The organism is Dorea hominis (assembly GCF_014287705.1).
Classification (GTDB): domain Bacteria; phylum Bacillota; class Clostridia; order Lachnospirales; family Lachnospiraceae; genus Dorea_D; species Dorea_D hominis.
This window is the reverse complement of record NZ_JACOOY010000014.1, coordinates 13,571-31,809: the sequence shown is the minus strand read 5'-3', so window position 1 is coordinate 31,809 and position 18,239 is coordinate 13,571. Positions and strand designations below refer to the sequence as shown.

Annotated in this window: 17 protein-coding genes, 1 tRNA gene and 3 pseudogenes; 16 read left to right on the top strand and 5 right to left on the bottom strand. The window is 43.6% G+C overall.

Annotation, left to right across the window (positions count from 1 at the left end; all coding sequences use genetic code 11):
* Nucleotides 1-8: 8 nt before the first annotated feature.
* Nucleotides 9-1,058 carry a [FeFe] hydrogenase H-cluster radical SAM maturase HydE gene (hydE, locus tag H8S07_RS10750; protein WP_118287939.1) on the bottom strand — a complete coding sequence of 350 codons (1,050 nt, stop codon included), beginning with the start codon at nucleotides 1,056-1,058 and terminating at the stop codon, nucleotides 9-11.
* A 254-nt stretch (nucleotides 1,059-1,312) separates the two neighbouring features.
* Between hydE and H8S07_RS10745 the strand changes: the two genes are divergently transcribed.
* From H8S07_RS10745 to H8S07_RS10695, 11 genes are all read left to right on the top strand, one after another.
* The gene (locus tag H8S07_RS10745; RefSeq protein ID WP_118287938.1) at nucleotides 1,313-2,170 is read left to right on the top strand and encodes a DUF5685 family protein; all 858 of its coding nucleotides are present in this window, start codon (nucleotides 1,313-1,315) and stop codon (nucleotides 2,168-2,170) included.
* An 11-nt stretch (nucleotides 2,171-2,181) separates the two neighbouring features.
* Entirely contained in the window at nucleotides 2,182-2,847 is a 666-nt protein-coding gene (locus H8S07_RS10740) for a J domain-containing protein (protein WP_118287937.1), read from the top strand.
* Nucleotides 2,838-3,365 (top strand): hypothetical protein, encoded by a 528-nt coding sequence (locus H8S07_RS10735; RefSeq protein WP_118287936.1) that lies wholly within the window; start codon nucleotides 2,838-2,840, stop codon nucleotides 3,363-3,365. The genes H8S07_RS10740 and H8S07_RS10735 overlap by 10 nt, the downstream gene beginning before the upstream one ends.
* 65 nt (nucleotides 3,366-3,430) lie before the next feature.
* Nucleotides 3,431-3,997: a DNA-deoxyinosine glycosylase gene (locus tag H8S07_RS10730; protein ID WP_118287935.1), complete on the top strand. Its 567-nt coding sequence runs from the start codon at nucleotides 3,431-3,433 to the stop codon at nucleotides 3,995-3,997.
* A complete protein-coding gene (locus H8S07_RS10725; protein WP_118287934.1) occupies nucleotides 3,948-4,763 on the top strand; it encodes a protein-ADP-ribose hydrolase in 816 nt (271 codons plus the stop codon). The genes H8S07_RS10730 and H8S07_RS10725 overlap by 50 nt, the downstream gene beginning before the upstream one ends.
* A gap of 176 nt (nucleotides 4,764-4,939) precedes the next feature.
* Nucleotides 4,940-5,013: transfer RNA gene (locus tag H8S07_RS10720), tRNA-Arg, on the top strand.
* Nucleotides 5,014-5,480: 467 nt separating this feature from the next.
* Nucleotides 5,481-6,989: a glycerol kinase GlpK gene (glpK, locus tag H8S07_RS10715; protein ID WP_118287933.1), complete on the top strand. Its 1,509-nt coding sequence runs from the start codon at nucleotides 5,481-5,483 to the stop codon at nucleotides 6,987-6,989.
* A gap of 11 nt (nucleotides 6,990-7,000) precedes the next feature.
* Entirely contained in the window at nucleotides 7,001-7,168 is a 168-nt protein-coding gene (locus tag H8S07_RS10710) for a hypothetical protein (RefSeq protein ID WP_021860356.1), read from the top strand.
* 3 nt (nucleotides 7,169-7,171) lie between these two features.
* Entirely contained in the window at nucleotides 7,172-8,419 is a 1,248-nt protein-coding gene (locus tag H8S07_RS10705) for a 6-phosphofructokinase (RefSeq protein WP_021860357.1), read from the top strand.
* Nucleotides 8,420-8,801: 382 nt separating this feature from the next.
* The gene (locus H8S07_RS10700) at nucleotides 8,802-10,364 is read left to right on the top strand and encodes a hypothetical protein (RefSeq protein WP_186856000.1); all 1,563 of its coding nucleotides are present in this window, start codon (nucleotides 8,802-8,804) and stop codon (nucleotides 10,362-10,364) included.
* The gene (locus H8S07_RS10695; RefSeq protein WP_186855999.1) at nucleotides 10,349-12,157 is read left to right on the top strand and encodes an Ig-like domain-containing protein; all 1,809 of its coding nucleotides are present in this window, start codon (nucleotides 10,349-10,351) and stop codon (nucleotides 12,155-12,157) included. The genes H8S07_RS10700 and H8S07_RS10695 overlap by 16 nt, the downstream gene beginning before the upstream one ends.
* Here H8S07_RS10695 and H8S07_RS10690 read toward each other — a convergent pair.
* From H8S07_RS10690 to H8S07_RS10675, 4 genes are all read right to left on the bottom strand, one after another.
* Nucleotides 12,121-13,218: a polysaccharide deacetylase family protein gene (locus H8S07_RS10690; RefSeq protein ID WP_186855998.1), complete on the bottom strand. Its 1,098-nt coding sequence runs from the start codon at nucleotides 13,216-13,218 to the stop codon at nucleotides 12,121-12,123. The genes H8S07_RS10695 and H8S07_RS10690 overlap by 37 nt on opposite strands.
* Nucleotides 13,219-13,320: 102 nt before the next feature.
* On the bottom strand, nucleotides 13,321-14,700 hold the full coding sequence (locus H8S07_RS10685; protein WP_186855997.1) for an aldehyde dehydrogenase: 1,380 nt from the start codon (nucleotides 14,698-14,700) through the stop codon (nucleotides 13,321-13,323).
* A gap of 4 nt (nucleotides 14,701-14,704) precedes the next feature.
* Nucleotides 14,705-15,913, bottom strand: a complete 1,209-nt coding sequence (locus H8S07_RS10680) for an iron-containing alcohol dehydrogenase (RefSeq protein WP_186855996.1) — start codon at nucleotides 15,911-15,913, stop codon at nucleotides 14,705-14,707.
* Nucleotides 15,914-15,991: 78 nt separating this feature from the next.
* Entirely contained in the window at nucleotides 15,992-16,444 is a 453-nt protein-coding gene (locus H8S07_RS10675) for a MarR family winged helix-turn-helix transcriptional regulator (protein WP_118659477.1), read from the bottom strand.
* A 64-nt stretch (nucleotides 16,445-16,508) separates the two neighbouring features.
* On the opposite strand from H8S07_RS10675, the gene H8S07_RS10670 reads away from it, so the two are divergent.
* The 5 genes and pseudogenes from H8S07_RS10670 to H8S07_RS14950 form a co-directional block, all read left to right on the top strand.
* Entirely contained in the window at nucleotides 16,509-16,793 is a 285-nt protein-coding gene (locus tag H8S07_RS10670; protein WP_330598560.1) for a hypothetical protein, read from the top strand.
* 60 nt (nucleotides 16,794-16,853) lie between these two features.
* Nucleotides 16,854-17,615, top strand: coding sequence for a type I 3-dehydroquinate dehydratase (aroD, locus tag H8S07_RS10665; RefSeq protein ID WP_186855995.1), 762 nt, complete (start codon nucleotides 16,854-16,856; stop codon nucleotides 17,613-17,615).
* 69 nt (nucleotides 17,616-17,684) lie between these two features.
* A pseudogene (locus tag H8S07_RS14960) lies at nucleotides 17,685-17,816 on the top strand (TRAP transporter small permease); the annotation flags it as partial.
* Nucleotides 17,813-17,962, top strand: a pseudogene (locus H8S07_RS14955) (TRAP transporter large permease subunit); the annotation flags it as partial. The pseudogenes H8S07_RS14960 and H8S07_RS14955, both read left to right, overlap by 4 nt.
* A pseudogene (locus H8S07_RS14950) lies at nucleotides 17,956-18,129 on the top strand (TRAP transporter substrate-binding protein); the annotation flags it as partial. The pseudogenes H8S07_RS14955 and H8S07_RS14950, both read left to right, overlap by 7 nt.
* Nucleotides 18,130-18,239: the final 110 nt, after the last annotated feature.

Here is an 18,239-nt window from a genome sequence, read left to right as displayed (position 1 = left end):
ATAAGTTGTTAAATGTTCAACGAGTCACCTCTCGAAGTGACAATATTGTAACCGATAGATTTCATGCGACGTTCCAGACAGAAACGACATTCTGCAGCTTCATCTCCGGTACAGATTTTGTTATCGTACAGTGAATAATCCTTGCGGACACTCACCGGCGACAGATTTGGCATTACGACATTGGCGCCTGCCTGGATCCCCAGTTCCCGTCCCTTCGGATGGATCGTGCCAAGCGCTGTTGTGGCAGGAAGCAGCACTTTCGGGAGCATCAGTCTCAAAAGTCCCAGCATAAAAAGTGTCAGTTCCAGCGTTCCGGCTTTTTCATCGGCAAATGGCGTATCGTGGTGTGGAATAAATGGTCCGATGCCGATCATATGTGGATTCAGCTTCTTAATAAATAGAAGATCCTCAGCCAGATGTTCCGCTGTCTGATACGGTGAACCGACCATAAAACCGGTTCCCACCTGATAACCAATGTCTTTTAAATCCCACAGACATTGCTGACGGTTCGCGGCACTTAGCGAAGCAGGATGCAACTTTGCATAATGAGCAGCATTTGCAGTCTCGTGACGGAGCAGGTAGCGGTCAGCACCTGCGTCATAATAAGCCTGATAGCTTTCACGGGATTTTTCACCGATGGAAAGCGTCAGTGCGCAGTCAGGGTATAATTCCTTGATCCGGGAAATGATGTGTACCAGCTTCTCATCTGTGTAAAATCCATCCTCACCGCCCTGCAGGACAAAGGTGCGGAAACCAAGCTCATAACCGGTCCCGCAGCAGGAGAGAATGTCCTCTTCGCTTAAACGGTACCGTTTTGCGTTAGAATTACTCTTTCGTATACCGCAGTAAAGGCAGTCGTTTTTGCAATAATTGGTAAATTCGATCAGTCCCCGGACGTATACGTCGTGATCGTAATAGTGGTGCCGTTCTTCGCGGGCAAGTGCGAAGAGATATTCGGCAAGTTCGGCATTTCGCCCCTCAATCAGCTCTACCCATTCCTCTTTCGTAAGCGCCTGTTCTTTTTTCAGTTTGTCGATCAGCATTTTCAAATGTTCCATAATTTTACACTAAAAAACCTGACGCACATGGCGTCAGGCAGAGTTAGCTTAAAAAGGGGTTACAAGACTCCTTTCTTTAAACGGCATTGAAAATGCACTTACGTTCTGAACGCCTTTTTGCGCAGGGTTACTCCTTTGCAATTAGTACGAATGTATTGTGATTATACCATGAACATAAAACTTTCACAATGAAAATATAGTCACTTTCCACAAAATCTGTTATAATACCAGTCAGCATAAGCAGGAGAAAAGAAATGTTTGGATATGTAACGGCTTACGAACCAGAGCTGAAAGTAAAAGAATTTCATAAATATAAAGGGTATTACTGCGGACTCTGTCAGCAATTGAAGAGAGATTATGGGCATCTCGGACAGCTTACGCTGACCTACGATATGACATTTTTGATCATTATACTGACTTCTTTGTATGAGAAAGAGCCGGATGTAACCAGAGGCAGATGCAAGGTTCATCCATTTAAAAAGCAATTATTTTTAAATAATGAATTTACTGAATATGCAGCAGATATGAATCTGATCCTGGCATATTATCACCTGGTTGATGACTGGGAGGACGAGCACAAAGCTTCTGCGTTGATCGGGAGCAAGGCATTAAAACGCCGTGTGCAAAAGGCAATTCAAAAATATCCAAGGCAGTGCCGGGTGATCAGAGAAGAACTGCAGAACTTAAGCATTTATGAGAAGAACGGATCGACGATGATTGATGAGCCGGCCGGATGTTTTGGCAGGCTTATGGCAGAAATCTTTATCTATAGAGAAGATCACTGGGCAGAAAAATTAAGATGCATGGGATTTTACCTTGGTAAATATATTTATATTATGGATGCTTATGACGATTTGGATAATGATTTGAAAGAAGGCAGCTATAATCCACTGAAAAATATCTGTAGGGAGCCGGATTATGAAGAACGCTGCCGGAATATGCTTTGCATGATGCTCGGTGAAGCAAGTGCGGCATTTGAACAGCTCCCGCTGCTCGTAGACATAGACATTTTACGAAATATATTATATGATGGAGTGTGGAAGCGTTACAGAAAGCTTCAGAAGCAAAAAGAAAAGAAGACAACAGAAGACCAACAAGACAGGAAAGAATAAGAGGTTAGAAAATGAACAAAAATCCATATGACGTACTCGGTGTATCACCGGAAGCCACGGATGACGAAATAAAAAAAGCATACAGAGAACTTTCAAGAAAGTACCATCCAGATGCGAATGTAGACAATCCGCTCAAGGATCTTGCAGAAGAGAAATTCAAAGAAGTGCAGGAAGCGTATGACACGATTGTAAAAGAACGTGAAAATGGTGGCGGTTATCATTACGGATATGGGAATGCCGGAAGTTATACTACAGGAAGCGGTAGCTATGGAAATAGTGGCTATGGCGGTGCGGGCGGTACGACTAGTGTAGAGCGTCAGGCAGTTTATAATTTTATCAATAATCGTCGTTATCAGGAGGCACTGAACCTGCTGAACCGTATGGAAGATCGAAATGCAGAATGGTATTATTTGAGTGCGGCAGCGAATGCGGGTATGGGAAACAATGTCCTTGCGCAGGAGCATGCAGCAAAAGCAGTAAATATGGAACCAAATAATTTACAGTATCGTCAGCTTATGAACCAGTTAAGCTATGCCGGCAGACAGTATCAGTCAAATCCGTACGGTGGCGGTTATGGCTCTGCGGGAACTTGCAGTACCGGAAATTTTTGCTGTGATCTCTGGCTTGCGGATACTATGTGTGAATGTATGGGAGGCGATCTTTGCACATGCATGTAAGAACGCGAAAACTGGCATTTGCAGGCCTGATGCTTGCAGTGACCATTGTGTGCCTGTATCTGGGCAATATCATAGAAAGCAATACGCTGTTCCTTCTTGCCGGGGCATCGTATTTTGTTGGAATTGTATATCGGGAGGCAGGAGCGAAGATGAGTTTGGCATTTTATGTGGGCGCACTCATTCTTGGCTTTTTTGTGACACCGAATAAATTTTACATCCTTACTTACGCGGCAATGGGATTGTATATTTTATTTAACGAGTGGGCATATTTCAAAATCCGCAAAAAAGAAAATATACGCAGACAGTCAGTGGCTTTCTGGATTGTCAAGTATCTGGTATTTAATGTTATGTATCTTCCGGGTATCTGGTTTTTTCAGAAATTATTATTTGCAAGAACGCTTCCGGTATGGATGTTTGCGGGTGTTGTGGCAGCAGGACAGATTACGTTTTTCCTGTATGACAGAGCTTATGAATATGTACAGGGCAGCTTGTGGAATAAGATAAGAAATCGGTGGTAATAGAGCCGGGCTTTAGCAGAAAAAAGATAAGACCCCGTGGTAAATGTACGAAAGGGGAAGCAATCATGGCAGCAAAAAAAGAAACGGAATACATTACACATGCGTTTGAACCGGTATTTGACAGCCATTCAAAAATATTAATGCTTGGGACGATGCCGTCTCCAAAATCGCGGGAAAATGGATTTTATTACGGACATCCGCGCAATCGATTCTGGAAAGTCATTGCGGATGTATGTAAAGAGCCGATACCGGAGACGATCGAAGAGAAGAAAGCACTTGCGTTGAAGCACGGAATTGCCATATGGGATGTGCTGGCAGGATGCGAGATCCACGGCGCGGATGATGCCTCTATAAAAAATCCGACACCAAACGATATGCACCGGATACTGGATTATGCACCAATCGAACAGATTTATGCAACCGGAACAAAGGCAGCGCAGTTATACAGACGCTACTGTGAAGCGCAGACAGGAATGGAAATCATACAGCTTCCGTCCACCAGCCCGGCAAACTGTAGGACGAGCTATGAACAGCTGTATGAAGCATACGCCGGGATACGACTATATTTACGGAGTGATATTCATGACAAAAGAAGAAAAAGTCAGCCGTTTAATTCAATATTTAAAAAATGAAAACAGAAGCTACGATACCCTTGCAGAACCGGTGGATTCTGTGGGAAAACGCAGACTCTTAAGAAGTCTGATGAATGTCCGTTTCCCAGGACCGGCTTTAAATGGTTATATGGAATTACAGGATGAACTGCTTACAGAAGAAGCACAGGAAAAAGGCCTTGTAAAGGTCGAAGAACTGCCGACGGCGGCAGAAGAATTCGGAATCGGGCAGGTGCGTAATGCAGATCGGATGAGCCTGTGGCGCGGTGATATTACGAGACTTCAGGCAGATGCAATCGTTAATGCAGCAAACAGTCAGCTTCTCGGATGTTTTGTTCCATGTCATGGTTGCATAGATAATGCGATCCATTCGGCAGCAGGAATCCAGCTCCGTAATGCCTGTGCAGAGCTGATGGAAGAACAGGGACACGAAGAGCCGACCGGCAAAGCAAAGATCACACCGGGCTATAATCTCCCGGCGGCGCATGTCATCCATACAGTAGGACCGATCGTCGGACTCAAGGTAACAGAAAAACAAAAAGAAGAATTAAAATCCTGCTATGTAAGCTGTCTGAAACTGGCAGAAAAAGAAGGACTGAAAAATATTGTATTTTGCTGTATATCAACCGGAGAATTCCATTTTCCGAATAAACTGGCAGCAGAGATCGCAGTCGATACAGCAGACCGTTTCCTGACCGGTTCGAAGCTGGAGCGGGTTGTATTTAATGTATTCAAAGAAGAAGATTACAATATTTACAAAAAACTGTTCAAGAAGGCATTATTATAGCATATAAAAGCTGTCTTAAAAGGGCTTATAATAGTTTATAAAAAGCCAGAATGAGAAGCTTTGAAAAAATCAAAAAGAAAATTTGAAAAAATATCAAAAAAGTATTGACATATGAAAGCATATGCAATATAATAAATTTTGCTGTGAGACAGTAACACAGTTACAAAACAGCAAATGTGGGCGTAGCTCAGCTGGATAGAGCGTTTGGCTACGGACCAAAAGGTCGGGGGTTCGAATCCTCTCGCCCACGTTTAAAAGCACTTCAGAGAGAAGTGCTTTTTTTATATAATAGGAAATGCAATTTCCTATTATATAAAAAGCCTCTGGCAGGATGCGCACTGCGGCGTACAATGATGATGTCGCAAGCGGTCTACGTTCCACTTCGGTCGTTGCTAAACGAGCGTCACAGGCGCTCAGCAACGCCGCAGGCGCTAGAATGTGCCAAGGCACATTCTTTGTTCTATTTCATCAGAAACATCACAGGTGGATTCTTCGCCGGTATTTCATAAGAGTAATAAATGAACAGATACAATGGAAACGCACATTGATAATTGTATAAAGGCTTTGTGCTATGGTATAATATCACCATAGCATATATTTAAAGTACATACATCTAAGGTACAAAGTCTTTATGGAATTAGAACTGGTATTGTAGTTGTATTAATATTGGAGAATTCTGTTAACAGCAGGAGCGGAAAATAACGAGAGGCAGAGAAGATGAGTAACGGAAAGAAATATGTCATGGCACTGGATGCGGGGACAACAAGTAACCGGTGCATTTTATTTAATGAAAAGGGCGAGATCAAGAGTCTTGCACAGAAGGAATTTACACAGTATTTTCCAAAACCGGGCTGGGTGGAGCACGATGCGAACGAGATATGGTCCACACAGCTTGGAGTTGCGGTAGAGGCAATGAGCAAGATCAGTGCCGAAGCGGAAGATATTGCAGCAATTGGAATTACGAATCAGAGAGAGACGGTTGTCGTATGGGACCGGACAACCGGAGAACCGATCTGTCCGGCAATCGTATGGCAGTGCCGAAGAACTGCCGAATATTGTGACGGATTGAAAGAACAGGGGCTGACAGATAAGATCAGAGAGAAGACAGGACTGATCATTGATGCCTATTTTTCCGGAACGAAGATTCGCTGGATCTTAGAAAATGTAGAAGGAGCAAGAGAAAAAGCGGAGAATGGGGAATTGCTGTTCGGTACGATCGAGACATGGCTGATCTGGAAACTGACAAAAGGAAAAGTCCATGTAACCGATTATTCCAACGCATCCCGGACGATGTTATTTAACATCAATACATTGTCGTGGGATGAGGAAATATTACAAATACTTGATATCCCGGCATCTATGCTTCCGGAAGTGAAGCCTTCAAGCTGTGTTTACGGTTATGCGGATTCACAGTTCCTTGGTGGGAAGATTCCGATCGCAGGAGCGGCAGGTGACCAGCAGTCAGCACTTTTTGGACAGACTTGCTATCAGCCGGGAGAAGCGAAGAATACATATGGAACTGGATGTTTCCTTCTGATGAATACAGGAGAGAAACCCGTATTTTCCCAGAATGGGCTTGTTACAACAATTGCATGGGGACTGGATGGCAAAGTGAATTACGCATTGGAAGGTTCTATTTTTATCGGTGGTGCGGCAATCCAGTGGTTACGCGATGAGATGCGTCTTATCGATGCGTCCGAAGATTCCGAATATATGGCACAGAAAGTTCCGGACACAGGCGGATGCTATGTTGTACCGGCATTTACCGGACTTGGAGCGCCGCACTGGGATCAATATGCAAGAGGAACGATCGTAGGACTGACACGTGGTGTGAACAAATATCATGTGATCCGTGCCACACTGGAATCTATAGCATATCAGGTCAATGACGTATTAAAAGCGATGGAGGCAGATTCTGGTATTCATCTAAGCAAATTAAAAGTAGACGGAGGCGCAAGTGCTAATAATTTCCTTATGCAGGCAGAGGCAGATCTGACAGGAGCACCGGTAGAACGGCCGGAATGTGTGGAGACAACTGCAATGGGAGCAGCATATCTGGCAGGAATTGCGGTCGGATACTGGAAAGACAAAGAAGATGTCCGGAAAAATCGGGCAGTGGATCATACATTTACACCGGCGATTACAGAAGAAGAACGGAAGAAGAGATTAAAAGGCTGGAATAAAGCAGTCCGCTACGCTTTTGACTGGGCGAGAGATGAGGAGTAGAACGAAAAGATATGGAGAAAAAAGTAGAAGTATTTCATTTTAATTGTGAGGTTTGTAAAAATCATTGCAGTCTGACTGTAGAGGCCGAGGGCGGACAGGTATTTAATGTAACGGGGAACGGTTGTCTGCGCGGATTAGCCTATGCACAGTCTCATCTGCCTGAAGGAAAGGAGAGATAAATTATGAAAGGAAATGTAATTGTAGGACAGTCGGGAGGACCGACAGCGGCAATCAACTCAAGTCTGGCGGGTGTTTACCGCACGGCAAAAGATCGTGGAGCAAAGAAAGTGTATGGAATGCTGCACGGAATTCAGGGATTAATGCAGGAAAAATACATTGATCTGTCGGATCATATCAAGACAGAGCTTGATGCGGAGCTGTTAAAACGTACACCGGCAGCGTTTTTAGGATCCTGCCGTTATAAACTGCCTGCAATACACGAAGATCAGAGCGTCTATGAGAAGATTTTTGCAATCCTGGATAAGCTTGACATAGAAGCATTTATCTATATCGGTGGAAATGATTCCATGGATACGATCAAAAAATTATCTGATTATGCGATCATTACCGGACATCCGACACGTTTCGTAGGCTGCCCGAAAACTATCGATAATGACTTGGCGCTGACGGATCATACACCGGGATTTGGAAGTGCGGCAAAATATATCGGAACGTCTATGAAAGAGATCATCCGTGACAGTTTCTGCCTGGAATACAGCAAAGGGCTGGTATCCATTGTAGAGATCATGGGAAGAAACGCAGGCTGGCTTACCGGTGCTTGTGCACTTGCGGCAGGCGAAGACTGCGAAGGACCGGATATGATCTATCTGCCGGAGCTGCCATTTGACATTGCTGAATTTGGCAGACGTGTGCGTGAACTGCTCGAGAAGAAGCCATCCGTAGTTGTTGCTGTATCGGAAGGAATACGAACAGCAGATGGCAAATATGTATGTGAACTTGGAAACAGCGTTGATTTTGTTGATGCATTCGGTCACAAACAGTTATCCGGTACAGCTTCTTATCTTGCAAGCTATATTGCGGGCGAGATCGGATGCAAGACACGTGCCATTGAGTTAAGCACTTTGCAGAGATCTGCGTCCCACTGTTCATCCAGAGTAGATATTCTGGAAGCTTATCAGGTAGGCGGTGCAGCAGTGAAAGCAGCAGATGAAGGAGATTCCGGTAAAATGGTTGTTCTACAGCGACTTTCCGATGATCCTTATCAGTGTGGAACCGAAGTCAAAGATGTTCACAAGATTGCCAATGACGAGAAATTAGTTCCGAGAGAGTGGGTTACTGAAGACGGAACATATGTCACCGGCGAATTTATTTCTTATGTAAGACCGTTGATCCAGGGAGATGTGTCACCGGTCATGGTAGATGGTATTCCACGTCATTTGTATACACCAAAAGAACTGAGTCAACGCTAGGCATAGATGTATTCTATAAGTAATTGAATATATAAAAATAACTTATTTTATTAAATTGTATGAAAATGCTATAATACAACTAGAATGTGATTGACAATAGCACCTTCTCCAGATGTCTTCCCCGGCATTTGTGAGAAGGCGCTTTTCGTTACTATAGCATCCGGAGGAAGCTGTCGGTAGATTTATGGTTGCGGAAGAAAAAATGCTTGCATTTTAGAAATAAATCCAGTATGATAAGAATCACTCAATAAGTCTTAGAGAGTCAGAGGAAATTCTAAATAATTATTTAGTCAGATCAAAAGAATCAATCAGATTAAAAGAATCAATCAGATTAAAATCCAATACAAAACTCAACATAAAATTTCATAAAAAGGAGAACAACATGGCATATGAACAAGGATACGATGTACTCCGTCTGATCGAACACAGCGAGAGTTGTTATGTCAGTTCAGAGTATGTAAGAGGAAGAACGCTCATCCGTTATATACGGGAAGAAAAAGAGATAGAGAAAGAACAGTTATTTGCATGGATGCGTAAGATGGCAGGAACACTTGCGTGTGTGCACAAGTGCAGGGGTGCACCTTGTTATCAGTATGTGAATCCATACAGCATGATCATAGCAGAAGATGAGGAATTGTATTTCCTTGATCTGAAGGCGGCATCCAACCAGGAGATGTTGATCCGTATGCAGAAGCGGACTATAAGAGAGCATTTCCTGCCGGAGGAAGAAGCCTACTATCAGCGCGCGAGTGTTACATTAGACTTGTACGGACTGGCACGCACGTATCAATATTTACTGGCAGAGACAGAAGTTTTGCCAGATCTTAACAAAAAGGAAATTCTGAAACTGGAAAAGATTATTTCCAGATGTCTGAACCGGCAGTCAAAGAAAGCCTGTCAGTCTGCGCAGGAAATTAAGCGCATGATTCCATCATACAAAAACGAAGAAGAAAAAGAACGATCAAAAGGAAAATATTTTCGTAAATGGCTCTATATAGCTGCAGCAGTAGTTGTAATCATACTTGGGCGAAGTATCTTTGCCGGAAATTCCCATTCTACAAATTCATATTCAGAAAAATCCCATGCTATAAATTCCGGGAACGATGTAAAAGCAGCAGAAACCAAAACAGGGATAGATGAAAAAGAGGCTGCTGCATATACAGCCGGTAAAAAAGAAACCGCAGAACAGATGCAGACTACAGAAATGGAGCTTGGCAGCCTGTATTTTTTGAAACTGGAAGATTATGAGAAGAGCAGACAGCATTTCGAGGCGGCGTGTGCCGGAACAAAGAAGACAGATAAAGAGAGTGGGATCGCCGCAGGGATGGCAGCTGTGTCTGCCTGCCTTGCAGAGAAGACACTTCCGGAGGAAGAACTAAAACAGGCTCTTGAACAGACGGCACTTCTGCTGGAAGAGAAAGAAGATGCCATTTACTACCGGTGTGTACTCAAAGGATATACCTGTCTGGATGCGAAAGAACAGCGGGAAGAATTATTGAGGCTTGGGATACAATATCGGGCACTTGGGGAGAAAGAAGGGCAGGAAGAGGTCACGCAGTGGATGGCAATGGCATATGAACAGAATGGAAAAAAGAGTGACGCTGCAAAAATGTATGAAGAACTGCTTGCAGTGGAAGGGAAAAGAGCAGAGAGAGAAGAATTGTACCGCAAAGTGACAGAGCTTTTTCTGGCAGATAAGAAAAATGATGATGCTATGCGCAGAATCCGGGAAGGAGTGACAGAGTATCCGGATTCCGTGGAATTACAGGTATTAAAATTGCGCGTGACATGCAAAGAGAAAGAAAAAAACCGCAGAGCATGCAGAAAGGCATTAGAAAGAGCTGTGAAAAATCGAACGGACATACAGAAAAATGAAGATTTCCGGAAACTTTTACAGGAACAGGGATTTCAGATGAAAGGAGAAAAAGTATGCGAAAAAGAATAAAAACAATCGGGTGTCTGATACTTGTACTCACGATGATCTATGCACAACAGGCAATGCCGTCTTATGCAGGAGACAAGGCTGTAGGAAAAATCACGATCAGAAGAGAAGCAGAGGCAATAGGTTCAGAATCGGAGCCGTCGCCAGAACCAACGCCGGAACCAGAGCCGTCGCCGGAACCAGAGCCGACACCACCGGAGCCGATTATCAAATTTGAAAAAGAATGTTCAGAGCCGGATGGTGAAAATGGTTATTATGTGACTATTCCGAAAGTGACTCTTCATCATGTCAGTAAACGGGGGGAGACAGTCTTCCGGCTGACACAGGGGGACAAAGTACTGGGAAAAGGAAAACTCACGGAAGAAAATAAGAAATATACCATTCCGAAAGACTGGTTCCGGCAGGGAGAACAGGAACTGGACGTGTGGATGGAAGATGAAAACGGTGAAAAACAAGAGGATTTCCAGTGGCAGAAAACATTCAGAATCGATCTGTCTGCTCCGGAACTTCAAGTATCGGCAGATGGAGGATTTGAAAGCTGGCACAGGAATGAAACGACAGTACATGTAAATGCAAAAGACGAATACAGCGGCATAAAAAACATATCATGCTATGTAAATGGAGAGAAGCAGGCAGAGATAGGAAAGGCAGGTGGAAATTTTGTGATCCGGCAGTCTTCAAGAAATGGCAAACCGGTGCGGGTTCTTTTTGAGACGCGAGATCATGCCGGTAATCAGAACAGACAGGAAAGAAATCTTTATATTGATAATCAGTCCCCAAAAGCTGAAATCAGAGGCGTGACGCCATATATGATCACAAGCAGACCGTTGACTGCTGTGTACAGGGTGCAGGAAGAGAATGTGTTGGATGAATTTCATGCAGAAATAAAATATGAAAATACAAAGGGCAGGAAGCAGTCACAGGAATTACTGGTGTGGGAAGATCATGGAGAGATGAAGAGAAGTGTTCACAGACTGCGTGAAGATGGAATTTACCGGCTGCATATTTACGCAAAAGACGCTGCAGGATACGAAGTAAAGCAGACAGCTCAGGTGATTGTAGATCAGGAGAATCCGGTGATCCGGTATGTGGATACGCTGGATCAGGCAAAACTAAAAAGCTTTGAATGGAATTACAGAAAAGAAGAACTCATACAGGATTTTACCGGTTACGATTATGAAGTAAGGCTGGATGGAAGATTATATTCGATGGGAGAACGAGTGACAAGAGAAGGACAGCACATACTGGAAGTACATGCGACAGACCGTGCCGGGAATACCTCACACGCAAAAGCAGTATTTACAATTGATCATACAGCACCGGAGATTGTGTTTGAAGGCGTAAAGGAAGGAGAAAAGTATGAAGGACATCTTACATTTAAAATTGGAGTTAAAGATGCAGAAGATATACTCCGAAAGGTGCAGATTAATGGAAAAGAACAACAGCATGTTCAAGGGAAAGCAAGGACCAGATTTTCGATTAAGAAAGCAGGTGATTATGAGGTGATCGCAGAGGCAAAAGATCAGACCGGAAATGTGGCAGTGAAAACGATTCATTTTACAGTACAAAAGAAAAAATCTGTGCTGGAGAAGCTGGTTGAGCCATTGATCCGTCCATTTATAAAAGATGATAATGACGATATCAGTTCCAGGCAGATAAAGAAAGAGCAGAAGAAAAAAGAAAGAGAGCAAGCAAAAACACTGCTCCTTCGAAAAGTCGCAGGAACAGTGCTTGGTATTCTGCTTATTGGTGGAGTAATCTACTCAACCAGTTTTTTGAAGCTGTCTAAAGACTGACCTCTTAACATACGTATACGAGGAAGTACAAGTGGATCATCTCCGACTTTGGCACGACCGTATTCGGTTGTAACCGCACATTTGAAACCGGCATCTTTTACAGCCTGGATACAACTGTCATTGTAATCACCGTACGGATAGGCAAAAGCATCGGAATTGCCACCGATGCGGATCGATTTCTGAAGATCAGCAACGGCATCATTGTGGTTCATGACAGGGAAGATTCCGCCGTGTCCGATATTACCGCCACCCCGGTGCATGTTGTAAGAATGGGACTGGAATGTCATATATTCGCTGGCATATTTCTTCACCTTCTTCTTGCCTTCCAGATTACCGATCAGGAAAGAAGTTACCGGGACCTTATATTTGTTGAAAAGCGGTATACCCAGATTTAAGAAACTGTACGCACCATCATCAAAAGTGAGTACAACGCTCTTCTTTGGAAGAAGCAGTTCGCCTTTGACATATTTTCGGACTTCTTCCCAGGTAGGAAAGTAGTAGTTATTTTCTGTCAGGTATTTCAGTTCCGCTTCGAGATCATGAACTTCGATGAAGTTGTTGTTCAACTGCTCTTTCGGTGGATTATTCTTATCATAAACGTAGTGATACATGCAGATCGACAGACCGTTTGTCTTATGATCCTGTTCGGTCGCTGTATTTTCAGCAGTCTGCACATCCTTATTAAAACGTGAGTTTTTCGCTTCTTCTGCTTTCTTTTTAGCAGCTTCCTGCGCTTTCGCTTTTTGTTCTGCAGCCTTAGCCTTTTCTTCCTCTGCTTTTTTTTCTTTGGCTTGCTTTGTGGCTGTAATTTGAGCACGTTCCTGTTTCTGTACTTTCTGTTTATAGAAGATAACAGCACCAAGAACTGCAAGCAGGATCAGAAGAATGACAGTCAGCACACAACGCAGACGCTTCTGGCGGCGCACCTGTGTAGAGACAGCTGATCTGCTATTATGGCGCCTGTGCCCTGAGCTGCTGAGTGAATAATTTTGATTGTGTTGTTTATGGGTGCTTTGCGTTTTATTGCTTTGAATTTTATTTCTCTGGTGTTTGTGTTTCATAAATTTGTCCCCTCTGTCTCCCTGTTTAACCGGAAAAACTCAGCCTAGGAGTGTGTCCACATTATACAATGCAGATATCAATTTTGCAAATGGAGGAAACACTTACCGCAGGAACATATGGATCAGCTTGTCGTGAATCTTGCGGCAAGGCTGGTAGCGCATTGGAAGATCCAACCAGGTTTTCTTATCAACAATACTCTTGTAATGCGAAAAAGTGCGGAATCCATCCAATCCATGATAGGAACCCATGCCGCTCTCACCGAAGCCGCCAAATCCCATATTACTTGTGGCAAGGTGGATGATCGTGTCGTTGATACAGCCGCCGCCGAAACCGCAGTGGGAAGTCACTTTTTTTGCGATAGCTTTATCAGATGTAAACAGATAAAGAGCCAGCGGGTGAGGCATGGAATTTATTTTTTCGATAGCCATATCAAGGTTGTCGTAAGTCAGGATCGGCAGTACCGGTCCGAAGATTTCTTCTGACATGACTGCATCATCGAAAGTAACATTATCCATAAGTGTTGGTGCAATCTTTAAACGACTGCGGTCGCTCTGCCCGCCATATACGACTTTATTCTGTTCAATCAGCCCAAGAATACGGTCAAAATGTTTCTCATTAATAATCTTTCCATAATTTTTATTGGAAAGAGGATCTGATTTGTATTGTTTTTGCATTTGTTTTTTGATCTCGTGGATCAAGTCGATCTTGATGGAGCGGTCACAGTAAATATAATCCGGAGCAACACAGGTCTGTCCGCAATTTAAGAACTTTCCGAAGACAATTCGCTTTGCAGCAAGTTTCAGGTTTGCACTTTTTTCAACAATACATGGACTTTTGCCGCCGAGCTCCAGTGTGACCGGAGTCAGGTTTGCAGATGCCTGGCGCATAACTTCTTTGCCGACAGCCTGACTTCCGGTGAAGAAAATATAGTCAAAATGTTCGCCAAGAAGACAGGTGTTTTCCGCACGGCCACCGGTTACGACAGTCACAAACTGCGGATCAAAGCAGTCAGCAACCATTTTTTTAATGAGTTCGCTTGTATGCGGTGAGTAAGCACTTGGTTTTAAAACGGCAGTATTACCAGCTGCAATAGCGTCTATCAGAGGCTCGATCGTGAGCATGAATGGGTAGTTCCATGGGCTCATGATGAGAGTCACACCGTAAGGGGATGGCTTCTTGTAGCTTCTGGAATGGAACTGTGCGAGTGGAGTCAGGACACGCTTTTCTTTCGCGTAAGAGCGTGTGTGTTTCAACATGTGTGTAAGCTCGCTTAAAACCATACCGGTTTCGCACATATAACTTTCAAAAGAACTTTTCCCAAGATCAAGTGCGATCGCTTTTGCAATCTCAGATTCGTGAGACTGCACATAAGCTTTTAATTTCTTCAGTGCGTTGATGCGAAAATCAATATCTAAAGTTGCGCCGGTGTAAAAATACTCCCGCTGCGCAGTAACAATTTCATGAATCTGTGTTTCAGTCATAATTTCAGTCCTCCTCTGGCATGAGCATATAATAAAATTTTTCCAGTTCTTTTGCATTCATCAGGACCGGAACGGGATAGAGCGGATTCGCCTCTTTGTCCGCATAGTGGGCAAGTTTTGGAATATCTGTTTCCTGAATTTCGGCAACTGTATTGCCGATTCCAAAAGTCCGTTTCATTTCTTTGATCGCATCAATAAATGCAGCGGCAGCCTGCGGGGCAGGAGTTTCTTTTGTTGCAATACCGGCTGCAATGGCAAGTTTTTTCAGCTTTTTGTGAATGGATTCTCCGTATTCTTCCAGAACATGAGGAAGCAGGATCGCATTGGCAAGTCCATGCGGCACATTATACTGACCACCCAGCGAGTGAGCGATTGCATGAACGTAACCGACGTAGGATTTGGTAAATGCACAGCCGGCATAGTAAGAGGCGTGAAGCATATTTCTTCTTGCATTTACATTCTTACCATCGTGGTAAGCTGTATCCAGATTTTCAAAAATAAGCTGTACAGCCATAAGCGCATCTTTCCGTGTTGCGTAAGTAGTTGAGTTCCCGATAAATGCTTCAACCGCGTGTGTCAGCGCATCCATACCGGTTGTTGCAGTGATAAATGGCGGAAGACTCAAGGTGACTTTCGGATCAAGAACCGCATAGCGAGGAATCAGAGGAAAATCGTTGATCGCATATTTGTAACGAGTCTGCGCATCTACAATGACAGCGGCAAGCGTTGTCTCACTTCCGGTTCCGGCTGTTGTTGGAACAGCAATCAAGAGTGGAAGTTTCTTATGTACTTTCAGGATTCCCTTCATCTTCGCAAGTGACTGCTTCGGCTTTGCAATGCGGGCACCGACAGCTTTGGCGCAGTCCATACTGGAGCCACCGCCAAATCCAATCAGGGCATCACAGTTATTCTTTTTGTAGAGAGCCAGTGCTTCCTGTACGTTGGTTGTTGTTGGATTGGCAACTGTTTTGTCGTAGATTGTGTATGGAATATCTGCCGCTGTTAAGGCATTTTCCAATCTTTTCGTCAATCCGAGAGAGCGAATCCCGGCATCCGTAATAATGAGGACGCGGGAAGAGCCATTTGCCCGGATGATCTCCGGGAGTTTCTTCACACTTGGGACAATCTCCGGCGTGCGGTACGGGAGAAAGGGAAGTGCAATCTTAAATACCGTCTGAAATGTACGGCAGTAAATTTTTCTTAAAGTATGCATGAGTGTATCCTTTCTTAAAAAATAGTATTCCAGCTGCAGTTTGCTTTCTGGAAAACTTTTGATTAATAAAAATGATTCTTATTTACAGAGTTCCTGACTTAAATGCTCCAGGTTATCAGCTATGGTAAATAATGTCTTATAAAAAATCTTCCGCTGCGGTTCGGCAATATCTTTGCTTGCTTCTTCTAACGCATGGGAAATAAAGGAGCGCATTTCTCTGGCACATGCCATTCCGGCATCTGTCAGATGGGCACGGGAACGGTATCGGTGCGTTGCTCCGGTCGCTTCATAAGCAATGAAGTTCCGGTTCTCCAGATCATTTAAGATGCGGGAAATACCGGCTTTATCCTCTTTGCATAGTTCACATAATCCGGCAGCAGTTAAGCCGTCCGGATGATCAGACAGATAGTAAAGACACATGACATGGGTACTCTTAAGTCCCTGTGACTGCATATAGATCTTCTTGATTTTCTGAATACTCTTATGAATCTGCGCAACATTTGTTGTTAATTTTTCAAAACGATCATCCATAAAAACACCTCAATGTTGATTAATCAACATTGAATATAACACGAATAGAAAGGAAGGTAAAGAGATGTGCGAAAAAAAGACCAATCAATCAGAACAAAATGCAAAAGCAGGAAAGCTGCCTGCAGTCTCGAGGGATTGTGCAGACGGCTTCCTTCCTATTAAAAGAACGATCACCAGCCTTGTCGTGATCGCATCCAGCCTCTGTAACTACACGATCTTAAGTGCCGCTGCGAAAATGAGCGCGACAGCCGTTATTTTAATGAATGTTGTAATCACTGTGATCGGTGTGGTTTGGGCTTTGTTTGTCAATCTGAGATATGGTAAACTATTAGCACGTACTGAAAAATAAAACAGGTAATGTGTACACGAAAGAAGCAGCAGTTATCGGAAAACAGGAGGAACAAAATACATGAATCCAGTAAAAGTAAGAAATATAACCATTGGCGAAGGAACACCGAAGATCTGTGTTCCAATCGTCGGAGTAACAAAAGAAGAGATCCTGGAAGCAGGAAAAAATATTTGCACAATCGGAGCAGACATCATCGAGTGGCGTGTAGACTGGTATGAAAATGTCTTCGATTTCGATCAGGTAGAAGAGACTGCAAAAGAATTGAGAAATGTAATCGGAGAGATTGCACTGTTATTTACCTTCCGTACCGCAAAAGAAGGTGGAGAAAAAGCAATTGAGACAGATGTTTACGTGGCGTTAAATGAAAGAGCAGCAAAGAGCGGACAGATAGATCTTGTAGATGTAGAAGCATTTACCGGAGAGACGGCTGTAAAACAGATCATCGAAACTGCGCATGCCACAGGTGTGAAAGTAGTTGCATCCAATCATGACTTCCACAAGACACCGGCGCAGGAAGAGATTGTATCCCGTCTCTGCAAAATGCAGGAACTGGGGGCAGATATTCCGAAGATTGCAGTGATGCCGCAGAATAAAAAAGATGTACTGACACTTTTATCAGCAACAAGAGAAATGTCAGAAGAGCATGCAGATCGTCCGATCATCACCATGTCTATGGCAGGAACTGGCGTAATCAGCCGTCTCTGCGGTGAAGTGTTCGGTTCAGCATTGACATTCGGTGCAGCAGGAAAAGCATCCGCACCGGGACAGATGGGAGTAGAAGACCTGAAGACTGTACTGGAGTTACTGCACAAGAGTCTGTAATAGAACTGACAGAAGGTATGTAATTACCGCAGGGTGTCAGCTGAAAAAAGTAAATGATTAGAGTAATTAGCAGGTTTCTTGAGCGTCAGTTACTGTACAAAACGATGTATTCCGATAAAAATCGAACAATTCGTTGCAGCATTCCCGCGAAGAGGAAAAGCAATGTTTAAAGTTGTCAATTATACCGTGGAACTTATCTTGTTATCCTCGGATGTATTTATACCGGTGTGGCATCCCCTACAGAGGCAGCAGTCATCTCCGTATTTTATGCATTATTTATCAGTTTCTTCCTATATAAAAGTATTCAGATCAAAGACCTTTGGGGGATTCTGGTAGAAGGAATCCGACACCGATGAATTTTAGCGAAGTGTATATTGGATTACAGCAGAAAACAATCGATGCACAGGAAAATCCATGCGAAGTCATCGTATCCAACCGGCTGTATGAGCAACAGGACTACGTAATAGAAACAAACCATCTGCCGCATCTGATCTCGTTGATCGTCAGTGAGAAATCTGCTCTTTATACATCTCACTTCCCTATTGCCACTCCACTCCGAATGCGTTATACTACCAACAGAGTAAAAAAGAGCAAACAAAGCAAATCACCAGAAGGGAGATCTTA

Bases quoted from the DNA above. Each gene is read 5' to 3' on its own strand.
- hydE (WP_118287939.1), bottom strand. From the start codon at position 1,058: ATGGAACATTTGAAAATGCTGATCGACAAACTGAAAAAAGAACAGGCG.
- H8S07_RS10730 (WP_118287935.1), top strand. From the start codon at position 3,431: ATGGCAGCAAAAAAAGAAACGGAATACATTACACATGCGTTTGAACCG.
- glpK (WP_118287933.1), top strand. From the start codon at position 5,481: ATGAGTAACGGAAAGAAATATGTCATGGCACTGGATGCGGGGACAACA.
- H8S07_RS10685 (WP_186855997.1), bottom strand. From the start codon at position 14,700: ATGACTGAAACACAGATTCATGAAATTGTTACTGCGCAGCGGGAGTAT.
- aroD (WP_186855995.1), top strand. From the start codon at position 16,854: ATGAATCCAGTAAAAGTAAGAAATATAACCATTGGCGAAGGAACACCG.
- H8S07_RS10745 (WP_118287938.1), top strand. From the start codon at position 1,313: ATGTTTGGATATGTAACGGCTTACGAACCAGAGCTGAAAGTAAAAGAA.
- H8S07_RS10705 (WP_021860357.1), top strand. From the start codon at position 7,172: ATGAAAGGAAATGTAATTGTAGGACAGTCGGGAGGACCGACAGCGGCA.
- H8S07_RS10725 (WP_118287934.1), top strand. From the start codon at position 3,948: ATGACAAAAGAAGAAAAAGTCAGCCGTTTAATTCAATATTTAAAAAAT.
- H8S07_RS10740 (WP_118287937.1), top strand. From the start codon at position 2,182: ATGAACAAAAATCCATATGACGTACTCGGTGTATCACCGGAAGCCACG.
- H8S07_RS10700 (WP_186856000.1), top strand. From the start codon at position 8,802: ATGGCATATGAACAAGGATACGATGTACTCCGTCTGATCGAACACAGC.
- H8S07_RS10710 (WP_021860356.1), top strand. From the start codon at position 7,001: ATGGAGAAAAAAGTAGAAGTATTTCATTTTAATTGTGAGGTTTGTAAA.
- H8S07_RS10670 (WP_330598560.1), top strand. From the start codon at position 16,509: ATGTGCGAAAAAAAGACCAATCAATCAGAACAAAATGCAAAAGCAGGA.
- H8S07_RS10690 (WP_186855998.1), bottom strand. From the start codon at position 13,218: ATGAAACACAAACACCAGAGAAATAAAATTCAAAGCAATAAAACGCAA.
- H8S07_RS10680 (WP_186855996.1), bottom strand. From the start codon at position 15,913: ATGCATACTTTAAGAAAAATTTACTGCCGTACATTTCAGACGGTATTT.
- H8S07_RS10675 (WP_118659477.1), bottom strand. From the start codon at position 16,444: ATGGATGATCGTTTTGAAAAATTAACAACAAATGTTGCGCAGATTCAT.
- H8S07_RS10735 (WP_118287936.1), top strand. From the start codon at position 2,838: ATGCATGTAAGAACGCGAAAACTGGCATTTGCAGGCCTGATGCTTGCA.
- H8S07_RS10695 (WP_186855999.1), top strand. From the start codon at position 10,349: ATGCGAAAAAGAATAAAAACAATCGGGTGTCTGATACTTGTACTCACG.